Origin of the sequence: Kitasatospora sp. NPDC048194 (assembly GCF_043202455.1) — a bacterium.
In the GTDB taxonomy this organism is placed as follows: Bacteria; Actinomycetota; Actinomycetes; order Streptomycetales; family Streptomycetaceae; genus Kitasatospora.
In genome coordinates, this window is the sequence record NZ_JBIDAK010000005.1 from 252,695 (window position 1) to 265,114 (window position 12,420).

Here is a 12,420-nt window from a genome sequence, read left to right on the forward strand (position 1 = left end):
GTCGGCGACCGCCGGAGAGGGGTCGACCACCGGAAAGGGTTCGACCAGCGGAAGAGAGTTCGGATCCCCCTGTCACTTCCGGGCGTTGGTGCGACGGGTGGGCTCGGCCGTGGTCGGGTCCTCGGGCCAGGGGTGGCGGGGGTAGCGGCCTCTCAGATCCGCTCGCACCGCGTGGTAGCCGTTCCGCCAGAAGCCCTCCAGATCACCGGTGACGGCGGCGGGGCGCCCCGCGGGGGAGAGCAACTGCACGGTCAGCGGCACCCGGCCGCCGGCCAGGGCGGGAGCCGCCCGCCAGCCGAACAGCTCCTGCAACTTGACGGCCAGCACCGGGCGTTCGGCGGTGTAGTCCACCCGTATCCTCGAGCCGCTGGGCACCGTGATTCGCTCGGGGGCGAGTTCGTCCAGGCGGCCGGCTTCGCCGCTCGCCCACGGCAGCAGGCGCTGGAGCGCCGCCGTGGTGTCGATCCGCGCGAGGTCGGCGCGGCGGCGGGCGCGGGAGAGCTCCGGCTCCAGCCACTCCTCGGCGCGGCCCAGCAGCGCCTCGTCGCTGACGTCCGGCCACGGGTCGCCGACGGCGGCGTGGAGGAAGGCGAGGCGTTCGCGCAGCCCGGGGGAGGGCCAGGTGAGCAGGGTGCTGACGCCCTCGCGGGTGAGGCCTTCGAGCAGCGCGGCGCGCACGAGCGCCCGGTCAGGGCGGTCGAGTGGCTTCTCGGCGAGTTCGATCGCGCCGAGGGTTTCCACCTGCCGGGAGACGACCTCCCCGCGCCGGGTGTCCCAGTGGACCTCCTCGCGCGCGGTGAGCAGCGCCGCCCCCGCCTGCCGGGCGGTGGACTCGTCCAGCGCCGCGGCGTGCAGCACCCGCGCCGAGTGCGACCCCGCCTGCCGGTCGGCGACCGCGACGGCGAGCCACGGCACGGCGCCCAGCCGGGTGTCCGGGGCGAGTTCGGCGGCCGTGCCGGAGGCCATCAGGTACGGGCTGCGCTCGCCGGGGGCGGGACGTTCGACCCGTGCCCGGGCGATGCGTTCGGGGAAGGCGAGGGCGACGACGAGGCCGACGGCGGTGGCCTCGGGCACCGGGGTGGCGGGTTCGTCGGAGGTGGCGCGCAGCAACCGGCGGACTTCGTCGCGCCAGCGCCCGGCGTACGGGTCGCCGGAGGAGCGGACCGTGCGCCACACCGCGCCGAGGTCGTCGCCCAGGGCGCGCGGCGGTTCCTCGGAGAGCAGGGCGACGACTTCGGCCGCGCGCCGTGCGCCGACCGCCGCCGCGCCGTCGACCAGGGCGCGGCCGAGCCGGGGGTGCAGCCCGGTTCGGGCGAGGCGCACGCCGCGCGGGGTCGCCCGGCCGTCGGCGGAGACGGCCCCGAGGGCGAGCAGGGTCTGCCGGGCGGCGGCCATCGCGCCTGCCGGGGGCCGGTCGGGCAGGGCGAGGCCGGTGGCGTCCGGGTCGCCCCAGCAGGCGGCCTGGAGGGCGAAGGACGTGAGGTCGGCGAGGGCGATCTCGGGCGTGGGGAAGCGGGCGGCGCGGGCGTCCTCGGCCTCCTGCCAGCAGCGGTACACGGTGCCGGGGGCCTCGCGCCCGGCGCGCCCCGCCCGTTGGCGGGCGGCGGCCAGCGAGGCGCGGACGGTGACCAGCCCGGCCAGCCTTCGGGCGTGGTCGGTGCGGGGTTCGCGGGCGAGCCCGGCGTCGACCACGACCCGGACGCCGGGCACGGTCAGCGAGGACTCGGCGACGGCGGTGGCGAGGACGATCCGCCGTGACGGCGAGGGCGCGAGGGCGGCGTCCTGGACGGACTGCGGCGCGCGGCCGTGCAGTTGGAGCACCTCGGCGTCAGCTCCGCCGAGCAGGCCGGCCACCCGGGCGATCTCGCCGACCCCCGGCAGGAAGCAGAGCACGTCGCCGTCCCGCTCGCCCAACGCCCGCCGCACCACCGCCGCGACGTGGTCGAGCAGTGCCGGGTCGACCCGGGTGCCGTGGGCGGGCCGGACGGCGCGCGGCGGCGGCGCCCAGACCACCTCGACCGGGTGGGAGACCCCGTGCGCCTCCACCACGGGGGCGCCGTCGAGGAGTTCGGCCCAGGCGGCGGTGTCGGAGGTCGCCGAGGCGCAGACCAGCCGCAGTTCGGGCCGCAGCGCCGCCCGGACGTCCAGCAGGAAGGCGAGCGCGGTGTCGGCGTCCAGGTGCCGTTCGTGGCACTCGTCCAGCACGACCACGTCCACGCCGGGCAACTCCTGGTCGCGCTGGAGCCGTTGCAGCAGCACCCCGGTGGTGACCACCTCGACCACCGTCTCCGGGCCGACGCGGCGCTCGCCGCGCACGGTGTACCCGACCTCGTGGCCCACGGCCGAGCCGAGCAGCCAGGCCATCCGCCGGGCGGCCGCCCGGACGGCGAGCCGGCGCGGCTCGGCGACCAGCACCCGCCGCGGCGGTCGTCCGTCGCCGAGCAGCCCGGCGAGGGCGAGCGGCACCAGGGTGGTCTTGCCGGTGCCGGGCGGGGCGGCGAGGACGGCGGTGCCGTGCCCGTCGAGCGCGCGGTGCAGCTCGGGCAGGGCGGTGCGGACGGGCAGGTCGCGCCAGGCGGCGTTCAAGCGGCTCAGCCCCGCTCCGCCACGAAGATCGCCGTGCCGGGGATCAGCCGTCCGCGCAGCGGGGACCAGCCGCCCCACTCCTGCTCCAGGTCGGCCGGCCACTCGGGCTCGACCAGGTCGAGCAGGCGGAAGCCGGCGCCGACGAGTTCGCGGACCCGGTCGCCCAGGGTGCGGTGGTGTTCGACGTAGGTGGCGCGGCCCTGTTCGTCCTCCTCGACGTAGGGGGTGCGGTCGAAGTACGAGGAGACGGCGGTGAGGCCCTCGACGCCGGGTTCGTCCGGGAAGGCCCAGCGGATCGGGTGGGTCACCGAGAACACCCAGCGGCCGCCGGGGCGCAGCACCCGGTGCACCTCGCGCATCAGCCCGGCGGTGTCGGCGCTGAAGGGGACGGCGCCGTAGGCGGAGCAGGCGAGGTCGAAGGAGCCGTCGGCGAAGGGCAGCACGGCGGCGTCGGCCTGGACGACCGGTACGGGGGCGGTGCCGCGGCCGAGGTCGATCCGGCGGGAGTGCTGGAGCTGGCGGTGGGAGATGTCCAGCGCGACGGGGCGGGCGCCGCGGCCGGCCAGCCAGCGGGAGCACTGGGCGGCGCCGGCGCCGATCTCCAGGACGTCCTTGCCCGCGACCTCGCCGAGCAGCCGGGCGTCGGCCTCGTCCAGGCCCTCGGGGCACCAGGTGAAGCGGTCGTCGCCGAGGAACTCGCCGTGCTCGTCCTGGTACTCGTCGGCGTTGCGGTCCCACCAGTGCCGGCTGGCGCGGCTGCTCTCCCCGGTGCCGGCCGCGCGGCGCACCGCGTCGTCGCCGTCCTCCTCCTCGCCTTGGGGGAGGCCGCCCTCGGCGAGGTCGTCCCCCGGGGCGGAGGTGTCAAGATCGTGGAGGTCGGACTGGGGGGTGGTGGCCACGGTGACAATGCCCATCGCGTAGGGTATGGAATGCGGAAGCGCCGCTGCCGCGAACCGGCCCGTCAGGGTCCGGCTCCTGGCGGTGGCATCCGGGGAAGGGCCCCTTCGGGAGCCGCCGCGAGGCGCGCAATCGGAGGATATGGCCTGATCCGTACTGGGCTCCACCGTCTTGCCGTCCTTGGCATTGACCGTGCCTGGCCGTCCCCGTATGCTACAAGTTGCGCTGCGGGCCTGCGCGCCTCGGACGGAGCAGGTCGCGCTCGCATCTGTCGAAGACCCCACGGTCGCAAGACGGACGCCGGTTCTCGTCGGACGACGGGATCCCGGTGCGCCGTGCTCTTGGCTGTCCGGCTTTCGGTGGGAGCGATACGGGCCCTCCGCGTGGCATTACCTACGACTTTCATGTCCGTACCGGAGCCCTTTTCCTAATGACGAGCCCCACCGACTCCTCCCTCAGCACCACCCCGCAGGTCGCGGTCAACGACATCGGCGACGCGGACGCGTTCCTCGCCGCGATCGACGAGACCATCAAGTACTTCAACGATGGCGACATCGTCGAGGGCGTCATCGTGAAGGTCGACCGTGACGAGGTGCTCCTCGACATCGGTTACAAGACCGAGGGCGTCATCCCCTCCCGTGAGCTCTCGATCAAGCACGACGTTGACCCGCACGAGGTCGTCTCCGTCGGTGACAACATCGAGGCCCTGGTTCTCCAGAAGGAGGACAAGGAGGGTCGTCTCATCCTGTCCAAGAAGCGCGCTCAGTACGAGCGTGCCTGGGGCACGATCGAGAAGATCAAGGAAGAGGACGGCATCGTCACCGGTACCGTCATCGAGGTCGTCAAGGGTGGTCTCATCCTCGACATCGGCCTCCGCGGCTTCCTCCCCGCGTCGCTCGTCGAGATGCGCCGTGTCCGCGACCTCCAGCCCTACGTGGGCAAGGAGCTCGAGGCCAAGATCATCGAGCTGGACAAGAACCGCAACAACGTGGTCCTGTCCCGCCGTGCCTGGCTGGAGCAGACCCAGAGCGAGGTCCGCCAGACCTTCCTCACCACCCTGCAGAAGGGCCAGGTGCGCTCCGGCGTCGTCTCCTCGATCGTCAACTTCGGTGCCTTCGTGGACCTGGGTGGCGTCGACGGCCTGGTGCACGTCTCCGAGCTGTCCTGGAAGCACATCGACCACCCGTCCGAGGTCGTCGAGGTCGGCCAGGAGGTCACCGTCGAGGTTCTCGACGTGGACATGGACCGCGAGCGCGTCTCCCTGTCGCTGAAGGCGACCCAGGAGGACCCGTGGCAGCAGTTCGCCCGGACCCACCAGATCGGCCAGGTCGTCCCGGGTAAGGTCACCAAGCTGGTTCCGTTCGGTGCGTTCGTCCGCGTGGACGAGGGCATCGAGGGCCTGGTCCACATCTCCGAGCTGGCCGAGCGCCACGTCGAGATCCCGGAGCAGGTCGTCCAGGTCGGCGACGAGATCTTCGTCAAGGTCATCGACATCGACCTCGAGCGTCGTCGCATCAGCCTCTCGCTGAAGCAGGCCAACGAGGCCCTGGGTGCCAACCCGGCCGAGGTCGAGTTCGACCCGACCCTGTACGGCATGGCCGCCTCGTACGACGACCAGGGCAACTACATCTACCCGGAGGGCTTCGACCCCGAGGCGAACGACTGGCTGCCCGGCTTCGAGAAGCAGCGTGAGGAGTGGGAGCGCCAGTACGCCGAGGCGCAGGCCCGCTTCGAGCAGCACCAGGCCCAGGTCATCAAGAGCCGCGAGGCCGACGCCGAGGCCGCTGCCGAGGGTGGCGACGCCGTCGCCGCTGCCGCCGGTGGCTCCTACTCGTCCAGCAGCGACGAGGGCTCGGGCGCCCTGGCCTCCGACGAGGCCCTGGCCGCCCTGCGCGAGAAGCTGGCCGGTGGCCAGAGCTGACGCTCTCGCCCCCCGCTAGCTGACAGCTAGACGACGGGCCCCACCCGGATCCTCCGGGTGGGGCCCGTCGGCGTTCCCGGATCACCGGAGCCGCTCCCGGGGCTCGTTCGAGCCGCTCTTCGGCGTCCGTTCACCCGGCCTTCGTTTTCCGCTTTGACTTATGTGTGGTTTATGTGTAGGGAAATGTGAGATGGGGCTCATTGCCCTGCTATAGGCCGGAGTTCGGGATGCACCTACATTGAGTGGAGCTGCCCGAAAGGCTCCCTTCATGCGCACTCCCTCCTCGGCCGCCCCCGTCGGTGCGGTCGGCGGCCGTCTCGCCGCGATCGGCCGGTTCTGCTTCCGCCACCGTCGCTGGGTGCTCGGCTTCTGGGCCGCCGTCCTGGTCGTCGGCGTCCTGATCGGCGGCCGGGTCTTCGAGGGCTCGGTGGCCGGCGCCTCCTCCGCGACCGCCGAGGGGGACCGGGGCAGTGCCGTCGTCGCGGCGGCCGATCCGGTCAAGGGCACGGTCACCGCGGCGGTGGACGGCAGGGCGGTCGACGACCCGGCCGTGCGAACCGCGGTCGGGAAGGCCGTCGCCGAGATCGCCGCGCTGCCCGGCGTCTCCTCCGCGCAGGACGCCTACGGCCCCGGGCCGGCTCCGGCCGCGCTGCGCGCCGCCGACGGCACGGCGAGCCTGGTCACCGTACGGATGGCCGCCACCTCGACCGGCGCGCAGACCGACGCCGTCACGCACCGGCTGGCCGAGCTGAACGGCGCGGGCGGGGCGCACGTCACCGTCGGCGGGGACCTGGTGCTCCAGCAGGAGGTCAAGAGGCAGACCGAACAGGACACCCGGTTCGGCGAGATGGTCACCCTGCCGCTGACGCTGGTCGTCATGGTGCTGGTCTTCGGCGGCCTGGCCGCCGCCTCGCTCCCGGTGATCGGGGCCGTCGCCTCGGTCGGCGGGGCACTGCTGGCGATGTTCGGCTTCAGCCGGATCATGGACATCGACACCAGCGTGCTGCCGATCGCCACCGTCCTGGGCCTCGGCCTCTCGATCGACTACGCGCTGCTGATGGTCAACCGCTTCCGCGAGGAACGCGGCCACGGCGCTGACATCGCCGCCGCCGTCGAACGCACCGCCGCCACCGCCGGGCGCACCGTCGCCTTCTCCGGGCTGACCGTCGCCGTCGCACTGGCCGGCCTCTTCGTGTTCACCAGCCCGGTGCTCGGCGCGGTCGCGGCGGCCGGGGTGAGCGTGGTGGTGATCGCGGTCGCCGCCGCGCTGACGCTGATCCCGGCGCTGCTGGGCTTCGCCGGCTCCCGCATCAAGGCACCGGCCGCGCCCGTGCCGGACGAGGGCTTCTTCAGCCGGACCGTCCGCCGGGTCCGCAAGCGGGCGGTGCCCGTCGCGCTCGCCTCGGTGGCGCTGCTGATGGCGGCGGGGGCGCCCTTCTTCCACGCCGAGATGCGCAGTTCCGGCGCCGCGGTGCTGCCCGCCTCCTCAGCCGGGCGGCAGGTCGCCGAGACCGTCGACCAGCGGTTCCCGCAGGTCGCGGCCGCGCCGATCACGGTGGTGGTCGAGGGCGGCGCGCCGGTCGCCCAGGCGTACGCGGACGAGGTCGTCGCCAAGCTGCCCGGGGTGAGCGGGGTGCGGGCGGTGACGCCGGTGTCCGACACGGTGTCCACCGTCGACGTGCTGGTGCACGGCGACCCGCAGGGCGGGACGGCCAAGCACGTGGTGGACGAGCTCCGGGCCGACCGGGGCGGGCTGCGGACCTATGTGACCGGCGGCGCGGCCTCGGTGGTCGACTTCAAGGACGAGTTGCTGTCGCGCGGGCCGTGGGCGCTCGGCCTGGTCGCGGCCGGAACGCTGGTCCTGCTGTTCCTGATGACCGGCTCGGTGGTGATGCCGGTCAAGGCGCTGCTGATGAACCTGCTGTCGCTGGGCGCCTCGCTCGGCGCGCTGACCCTGGTCTTCCAGGACGGCTGGTTCAGCGGTCTGCTCGGTTTCAGCCCGACCGGCGGGCTGGAGACGTTCCTGCCGGTGCTGGTCTTCGCCTTCGCCTTCGGGCTGTCGATGGACTACGAGGTGTTCCTGCTCGCCCGGATCAAGGAGCTGCACCAGCGCGGGTACGGCTGCGCCCGGGCGGTGGAGCTGGGGGTCCAGCGCAGCGGTCGGATCATCACCTCGGCGGCGTTGCTGATGGTGATCGTCTTCGCGGGCTTCGCGGCCGGGGACATGCTGATGGTCAAGCAGATGGGCATCGCCCTCGCGGTCGCGGTCGCGGTGGACGCCACGCTGGTGCGCTGCCTGCTGGTGCCCGCCGCGATGAGCCTGTTCGGCGAGTTCAACTGGTGGGCGCCGGCTCCGCTGAAGCGGCTGCACCGGCGCTTCGGGCTGAGCGAGCACGTCGAGCTGCCCGCGCTGGTGCGGGCGGGCGTGCCGGCTCCGCGGCCGGCGGCCGAGGACTCCACCGGGCTGCCGGCGGGGTCGGGAGCTCCGACCGGGGAGCCGTCGGACGTGCCCGTCGGCGAGCCGGGGGCGGCGACGGCGGACACCGGCCTGGTCAAGGCCTAGGATCCGGTCGGCCTCCCCGGGGTCGGCCGGCCGCCTCCGGGTTCAGGAGAGGCGGCTGAGCAGGCCCACGGCGGTGCGGAGCTGGTCCCGTTCCGCGAGGCTGAGGCGGGACTCGATGGCGGTCGCGATGTGGTGCTCGCGGCGGGCGCGCTGGTCGAGGAGGGCGGTGCGGCCCGCCGCGGTCGCGGTGATGAGCTGCTTGCGGCCGTCGGTGGGGTGGGGTTGCTGGACGACCAGCCCGGCCTCGGTCATCAGGGCGACGGTGCGGGCCATCGACTGGTGGCGGACGCGGCGGCGCTCGGCGAGTTCGGCGACGGTGTAGGAGCGTTCGTCGCGGATCAGCAGGCCGAGGACGGCGGCCTGGTTCTGCGGCAGTTCGTCGCCGTCGCGCAGGGAGCGGACCAGGCTGCCGAGCGCGCTGCGCAGGTCGGCGGCGAGTTCCAGGGTGTCCGGGTGCGGTGCTTCGCGGGGCATGGGAGCAGTCTATCCGGAATCCATACAGCAAAACTGTACAGCCCTGCTGTATGGTTTGCGGCATGCGAATCACGAAGTTCGGACACGCCTGCGTACGCATCGAGCACGGCACGACCACCGTCGTCGTCGACCCGGGGGCGTTCACCGACCCCGCCGCACTGGCCGGGGCGGACGCCGTCCTGATCACCCACGAGCACATGGACCACTTCGAGGAGGCCCGGCTGCGCGCCGCGCTGGAGGCGGACCCGGCACTGCGGGTGTGGACCAACACCGCCGTGGCCGCCCAGCTGGAGGGCGCCGGCCGGCGGGTCACGGCGGTCGGCGAGGGCGACGCCTTCGACCTCGACGGCCTCGGCGTCTCGGTGCACGGCGAGTGGCACGCGCAGATCCACCCGGACATCCCGCTGGTGAAGAACATCGGCTTCCTCTTCGGCGGCCGGCTCTTCCACCCGGGCGACGCCTTCACCGTGCCGCCGCACACCGTCGACACCCTGCTGCTGCCGCTCGCGGCGCCCTGGAGCAAAGCCGGCGAGGTGGTCGACTACGTGCGCGAGGCGGGGCCGCGGGTGGCCGTGCCGGTCCACGAGGCGACGCTCAGCCCGATCGGGCACATGGTGGCCACCCGGCTGCTCGGACCGGATGGGCCGGGCACCGGCGCGGGGCTGACCGTGCTCGGCGAGGGGGAGAGCCTGGAGGTGGAGTGACGGGCGCGGGCCGGCGGCGTCCGACCGGCCTCGCGGCTGACGGCCCGGGGCTGACCCGCCCGCACCGACCGGCCGGGGCTGACCGGTCGGGGCTGACCGGTCGGGGCTGACCGGCCGGGGCTGACCGGCCGGGGTCGACCAGGTCGCCACCGGGCGGCCGGGGCTGAGGTCCCCGGGCTGACCGGCCGGGGCTGACGGGCCGGAGTGCCCACCGGTAGCCTGACGCCATGCTGAAGATCGGACTGACGGGTGGCATCGGCGCGGGCAAGAGCGAGGTGTCCCGGCTGTTCGCCGCGCGCGGCGCGGTGATCGTGGACTCCGACCTGATCGCCCGCGAGGTGGTCGCCCCCGGAACGGACGGTCTGGCGGCCGTGGTCGCCGAGTTCGGCCCCGGGGTGCTGCGCGAGGACGGCACCCTGGACCGCCCGGCCCTCGGGGCGATCGTGTTCGGCGACCAGGAGCGGCTCCAGGCGCTGAACGCGATCGTCCACCCGCTGGTGCGGGCCCGCTCCGCCGAACTGGAGGCGGCGGCCGCGCCGGACGCGGTGGTGGTGCACGACGTGCCGTTGCTGGCCGAGAACGGGCTGGCGCCGCTGTTCGACCTCGTCGTCGTGGTGGACGCGCCGGACGAGGTGCGGCTGGAGCGGCTGGTGCGCCTGCGCGGCATGGCCGAGGAGGAGGCCCGGGCCCGGATGGCCGCGCAGGCCACCCGGGCGGACCGGTTGGCGATCGCGGACCTGGTGATCGACAACGGCGATGCGCTGGAGGCGCTTCCGGCGCGCGTCGACGAGGTGTGGGCGGAGCTGGTCGAGCGCGCCGCCGGGTAGCGGCCGCGGGCCCGGGACGTGCACCGATCGCCGCTACCGAACAGGTGGCCGAGAAGGGACTGGATCAGGGGCGGCCGGGGAAGGGAGCATGGCGTGATGGATGATCGTTCTTCTTCCGGACCGCCGACCGTGGTCCGGCTCCAGCAGTACTCCCGTGCCGAGCAGGAGGAGATCCTCGGCCCCGGCGAGGACCCGTACGGCGTCGCCTACACGGGGTTGACGTTCCTTCCGAAGGAGACCCACTTCGGCGTCCGGGGCGCCGACGGCCGGCTCGTCGCCCACACCGGCCTGCTGCCGCTGCCGCTCACCGTCGGCGGCGTCGACCTGGAGGCGATCGGCGTCGGCGGCGTGTGCGTGGCCCCCGAGCGGCGTGGCGGCGGCCTCGCCCGGGCCGTGGTCGGGGCCGCGCTGGACCACGGGCGCTCGCTCGGCTTCCGGTACGCGCTGCTGTTCTGCCGCCCGCCGCTGGCGGCGTTCTACCGGGGGCTGGGCTTCCGCGAGGTGGCCGAGGAGGTGACCGTCGAACAGCCGCAGGGGCGGCTCGCGGTGATGCCGCTGCGCACCATGTGGCGGCCGCTGGCGGAGGGCGCCGGCTGGCCGGAGGGGCCGGTGCGGCTGCGCTCGCTGCCGGTGTGAGCGGTGTTCAGGGGGTAGCCGTGACGGCGGGGCTCGAGTGGCTGCCCCCGACGCCCGCGGCGTGGGCGACGGCGGCCGCGGCCAGGGCCCGGATCATCGGGTGGGGCCGGCTGCCGTCGCCGGACAGCTCGGGCTGGAACAGCGTGCCGAGGAAGAACGGGTGCTCCGGCAGCTCCAGCACCCGGACGTCGCCGGAGTCGTCCGCTCCGCTGAAGCGCAGCCCGTGGGCGCGCAGCCGGTCCAGGTACTCGGCGTTGAGGCCGTAGGAGCAGTGGTAGCGCTCCTGGGTGCGGGTGGCGCCCAGGGCGCGCTCGGCCAGGGTGCCGGGGGTGACCGTGACGGCGCCCTCGTGGCCGACCAGGGAGCAGCTGAGCGGGGCGATCACCTGCCGGCGCCCCTCGGGGGCCTCCTCGGCGTGGACGGCGTCGCCGATGCCGCAGACGGTGCGGGCGAACTCCAGCACGGCGTGCTGGAACCCGCCGCAGGTGCCGAGGAAGGGGATGCCGCGCTCGCGGGCGGTCCGGACGGCGGCCAGGGCGCCGGCTTCGCTGCGGTACGGACTGCCGGGCAGCAGCCAGACGGCGTTGAAGCCGTCGAGCGCACCAGGCGCCCCGGCGTCCTCGGTGGGGATCCAGTAGGCGTCCAGGACGAGCTGGTCGTGCTCGGCGAGGGCGTCGAGCAGGCCGGGGACGCGGGCGTGCGAGCGCACGGCGGGGGAGCGGTCGCCGACGAGGGCGATCCGCGGGGCGAAGTAGGTCATGCGGCTATCCTGACCCGGCAGCCGAGATCAGCGCCAACGATGATCTCTTAACCGTCGATCAGATCGGTTGATGCCCTCCGTGGATCCCCAGCAGTTGCGCACCTTCGTGACCGTCGCCCGCCTCGCCTCCTTCTCCGAGGCGGCCCGCGAGCTCGGCTACACCCAGTCCGCCGTGTCCCAGCAGATCGCCTCGCTGGAGGCGGACCTCGGCGCCGCACTGCTGCTGCGCCGGCCGGTCGGCCCGACGGCGGCCGGGCGGCGGCTGCTGGAGCACGCCGCCCCGCTGCTGGTCCGGTGGGAGGCGGCGCGCGCCGATGTCGCGCGCCTGGCCGGTGCCTCCAGTGCCCGACTGGTCCTCGGCGCCACCCCGCTGGCGGTCGGGGGAAGCCTGGGGCGCGCGCTCGGCGAGGTGCGCCGGGCGTATCCGCGGACGGAACCGGTGCTGCGGGTGCTCGCCCAGGACGTGCTGCCCGCCCAGGTCGCCACCGGTGAGGTCGACCTCGCGCTGATCGACGGCCTGGCCGCGCCCAGCGACCCGCTGCCGCTGCCCGAGGTCGGCCCGCTGGCCACCGTCGCCGTGGACGAACAGCCGGTGGCCGTCGCCCTGCCGGAGGGGCACCCGCTGGCCGGCCGTACCGGCGTCGCGCTCGCCGACCTGTCGGCCGCGCGCTGGCTGGACGCCCCCGACCTCACCCCGACGACGGCGCGACTGCGCGCGGCCGCCGGCACGGACGGCTTCCGCGCCGCGACCCGCTACCGGGGCACCGACCTGCACGGGCTGCTCTCCCTGGTCGCCACCGGGCACGGGCTGACGCTGCTGCCCGAGGCGGTGGCGGCCGCGGCGCCCGGCATCGCCCGGGTGCCGATCGCCGCGCCACGCCTGGTGCACCGCGTCGAGCTGGTGCGCGGCAGCCTGCCGGAGGGGCCGGCGGCGCTGCTGGCGCGACTGTTGACGACGGAGGCTTCCTGACGCACCGTCCGCTGCCGTCCTGCCCGGTGCTGCCGCGGATGTGAAGACCGTTCCCGGTGAAGTGCAGCCCGGTTACCAGTCG

At 74.4% G+C, this 12,420-nt stretch carries 10 protein-coding genes; 6 read left to right on the top strand and 4 right to left on the bottom strand.

Translation table 11 applies throughout. The features are described 5' to 3' along the window. Positions 1–72: 72 nt before the first annotated feature. Together hrpB and ACGF07_RS09730 are read right to left on the bottom strand one after the other, a co-directional pair. Positions 73–2,586 carry an ATP-dependent helicase HrpB gene (gene hrpB / locus ACGF07_RS09725; protein ID WP_392896959.1) on the bottom strand — a complete coding sequence of 838 codons (2,514 nt, stop codon included), beginning with the start codon at positions 2,584–2,586 and terminating at the stop codon, positions 73–75. A 5-nt stretch (positions 2,587–2,591) separates the two neighbouring features. After that, positions 2,592–3,500, bottom strand: a complete 909-nt coding sequence (locus ACGF07_RS09730) for a class I SAM-dependent methyltransferase (RefSeq protein WP_350748097.1) — start codon at positions 3,498–3,500, stop codon at positions 2,592–2,594. Positions 3,501–3,913: 413 nt separating this feature from the next. On the opposite strand from ACGF07_RS09730, the gene rpsA reads away from it, so the two are divergent. Together rpsA and ACGF07_RS09740 are read left to right on the top strand one after the other, a co-directional pair. Further along, entirely contained in the window at positions 3,914–5,404 is a 1,491-nt protein-coding gene (gene rpsA / locus ACGF07_RS09735; protein WP_350748100.1) for a 30S ribosomal protein S1, read from the top strand. A gap of 268 nt (positions 5,405–5,672) precedes the next feature. Further along, positions 5,673–7,967, top strand: a complete 2,295-nt coding sequence (locus ACGF07_RS09740) for an MMPL family transporter (protein WP_392896961.1) — start codon at positions 5,673–5,675, stop codon at positions 7,965–7,967. 42 nt (positions 7,968–8,009) lie between these two features. On the opposite strand, the gene ACGF07_RS09745 is transcribed toward ACGF07_RS09740, so the two are convergent. Further along, positions 8,010–8,441, bottom strand: a complete 432-nt coding sequence (locus tag ACGF07_RS09745) for a MarR family transcriptional regulator (RefSeq protein ID WP_350747156.1) — start codon at positions 8,439–8,441, stop codon at positions 8,010–8,012. 62 nt (positions 8,442–8,503) lie between these two features. Here ACGF07_RS09745 and ACGF07_RS09750 point away from each other — a divergent pair, with 62 nt between their 5' ends. From ACGF07_RS09750 to ACGF07_RS09760, 3 genes are all read left to right on the top strand, one after another. After that, positions 8,504–9,145 (top strand): MBL fold metallo-hydrolase, encoded by a 642-nt coding sequence (locus tag ACGF07_RS09750; RefSeq protein WP_350747154.1) that lies wholly within the window; start codon positions 8,504–8,506, stop codon positions 9,143–9,145. A gap of 227 nt (positions 9,146–9,372) precedes the next feature. Then, entirely contained in the window at positions 9,373–9,972 is a 600-nt protein-coding gene (coaE, locus tag ACGF07_RS09755) for a dephospho-CoA kinase (protein ID WP_392896964.1), read from the top strand. A gap of 96 nt (positions 9,973–10,068) precedes the next feature. Continuing rightward, the gene (locus tag ACGF07_RS09760) at positions 10,069–10,608 is read left to right on the top strand and encodes a GNAT family N-acetyltransferase (RefSeq protein ID WP_392897066.1); all 540 of its coding nucleotides are present in this window, start codon (positions 10,069–10,071) and stop codon (positions 10,606–10,608) included. 7 nt (positions 10,609–10,615) lie between these two features. Here the strand turns inward: ACGF07_RS09760 and ACGF07_RS09765 are convergent, their stop codons facing one another. Next, entirely contained in the window at positions 10,616–11,368 is a 753-nt protein-coding gene (locus ACGF07_RS09765; protein WP_392896965.1) for a hypothetical protein, read from the bottom strand. Between the two features lie 70 nt (positions 11,369–11,438). Here ACGF07_RS09765 and ACGF07_RS09770 point away from each other — a divergent pair, with 70 nt between their 5' ends. Next, positions 11,439–12,338, top strand: coding sequence for a LysR family transcriptional regulator (locus tag ACGF07_RS09770; protein WP_392896967.1), 900 nt, complete (start codon positions 11,439–11,441; stop codon positions 12,336–12,338). The last annotated feature ends 82 nt before the right edge of the window (positions 12,339–12,420 follow it).

What these genes read in the sequence shown, in the direction of transcription:
- ACGF07_RS09730 (WP_350748097.1), bottom strand. Translation starts at nt 3,500, where the DNA reads ATGGGCATTGTCACCGTGGCCACCACCCCCCAGTCCGACCTCCACGAT.
- rpsA (WP_350748100.1), top strand. Translation starts at nt 3,914, where the DNA reads ATGACGAGCCCCACCGACTCCTCCCTCAGCACCACCCCGCAGGTCGCG.
- ACGF07_RS09740 (WP_392896961.1), top strand. Translation starts at nt 5,673, where the DNA reads ATGCGCACTCCCTCCTCGGCCGCCCCCGTCGGTGCGGTCGGCGGCCGT.
- ACGF07_RS09745 (WP_350747156.1), bottom strand. Translation starts at nt 8,441, where the DNA reads ATGCCCCGCGAAGCACCGCACCCGGACACCCTGGAACTCGCCGCCGAC.
- ACGF07_RS09750 (WP_350747154.1), top strand. Translation starts at nt 8,504, where the DNA reads ATGCGAATCACGAAGTTCGGACACGCCTGCGTACGCATCGAGCACGGC.
- coaE (WP_392896964.1), top strand. Translation starts at nt 9,373, where the DNA reads ATGCTGAAGATCGGACTGACGGGTGGCATCGGCGCGGGCAAGAGCGAG.
- ACGF07_RS09760 (WP_392897066.1), top strand. Translation starts at nt 10,069, where the DNA reads ATGGATGATCGTTCTTCTTCCGGACCGCCGACCGTGGTCCGGCTCCAG.
- ACGF07_RS09765 (WP_392896965.1), bottom strand. Translation starts at nt 11,368, where the DNA reads ATGACCTACTTCGCCCCGCGGATCGCCCTCGTCGGCGACCGCTCCCCC.
- ACGF07_RS09770 (WP_392896967.1), top strand. Translation starts at nt 11,439, where the DNA reads ATGCCCTCCGTGGATCCCCAGCAGTTGCGCACCTTCGTGACCGTCGCC.